Origin of the sequence: Dasania marina DSM 21967 (assembly GCF_000373485.1) — a bacterium.
In the GTDB taxonomy this organism is placed as follows: Bacteria; Pseudomonadota; Gammaproteobacteria; order Pseudomonadales; family Dasaniaceae; genus Dasania; species Dasania marina.
The window spans coordinates 1-1,631 of record NZ_KB891589.1; the positions used below are offsets into that span (position 1 = coordinate 1).

Consider the following 1,631-nt stretch of genomic DNA (forward strand, 5'->3'; position numbering starts at 1 on the left):
GCCGCCAAAATTGTCGAATGGGATGAGTTAAGTGAGGCGTTAAATCAAGCGCTGGCCACCGACAGTGACGATGCCCATGAGGCGCAGATTGCCGCTAAGGGGTTGGCCAAGGCGGCGACGTTGTTGGCGGGGCAATACTCTTGGGTGATTACCAATGTGCCTTATCTGGCTCGCGGTAAACAGGATGCGGTATTACAGAAATACTGCGAGAAGCATTACCCGGCGGGCAAGAGTGATCTGGCCACAGTGTTTCTAGATAGGTGCTTAGAACTGTGTACTCAGGGTGGCAACGCCAGTGTGGTACTGCCGCAAAATTGGTTGTTCTTAAGCAGCTATAAAAAATTCCGTGAGAAGTTGCTGACTCAAGATATCTGGGAGATGGTTACACGCTTAGGCTCTGGCGCTTTCGATACCATCAGCGGTGAAGTGGTAAAGGCTATTCTGATCAGCATCAGCCGTGGCCAGCGAGATGAATCTCTATTGGGGCAATCCAATCAGCATCAGCTGTGTGGTCTGGATGTTTCTGAAGTTAAAACTGCTAAGTTAAAAGCCAATGAGTTGTTAGTGTCTGAAATTAAGCAGGTTGAGCAGGCTAAGCAGTTGGAGAATCCGGATGGGCGAATAAGTTTTGATTCATCTAAAGGAAAACTTCTTGAGCGCTATGCTGCAGCTTTAAATGGGATGCATGGTGGTGACTCTTTGAGGTTCAGATTTCAATTTTGGGAAGTTAGCTCTCTTTCTGACTGGCGTTTCTTAAAGAATACGATCGATGGATGGGCTTACTATTCTGGAGCCTCTCAAATATTTTACTGGTCTGATAACGGTAGCTTACATAAGGCAAATGCTAAGGCTCGTATTCAAGGGGATGCAGGTTGGGGTAAAAAAGGGGTCTCATCTAATATGATGTCAGAGCTCTCTTGTACTTTGTATTCTGGAGAGTTCTTCGATATTAGTTGTTCACCAATAATTCCTGGGAATGAAGAAAATCTTGCTGCCATCTGGTGTTTTTGTTCTTCCCCAGAATATAACGATTCAGTTCGCCAAATTGATCAAGCATTAAAAGTAACCAATGCAACTTTGGTAAAAGTGCCATTTGATCTAGATCGTTGGAGCAAGATCGCTGAAGAGCAATACCCCAACGGCCTGCCTCAACCCTACAGCAACGACCCCACCCAATGGATCTTCCACGGCCACCCCTGTGGCTCAGTGGTATGGCATGAACAAGATAAAATAACCGCAATTGGTGATCTACGCAAAGACGACACAGTCCTACAAGTCGCCCTGGCACTCCTGCTCGGTTATCGCTGGCCGGCAGAGCTGGACACTGAAATGGATCTAGCCCCCGAACAACGCCAATGGGTAAACGCCTGTGAGCCACTGCTAGCACTGATGGACGACGATGGCATCGCTTGCCTCCCCGCCGTACGCGGCGAACCGGCCGCCGCCGATCGCTTGGTGCACATGTTAGAAGCCGCCTATGGCGAGGCCTGGAATATTAATGTGCAGGCAGAGCTGCTGGCCGCTGTTGGCGCCAATAGCCTGGACGCTTGGTTGCGCGATAAGTTCTTCGTTCAGCACTGCAAGCTGTTCCAAAATCGCCCGTTTATTTGGCAGATTTGGGATGGCCTTAA

Annotated in this window: 1 protein-coding gene; it reads left to right on the forward strand. The window is 48.9% G+C overall.

Annotation, left to right across the window (positions count from 1 at the left end; translation table 11 throughout):
- Positions 1 to 1,631 (forward strand): Eco57I restriction-modification methylase domain-containing protein (locus tag B067_RS20795; protein ID WP_019531272.1); only part of this gene is annotated, 1,631 nt, incomplete at both ends.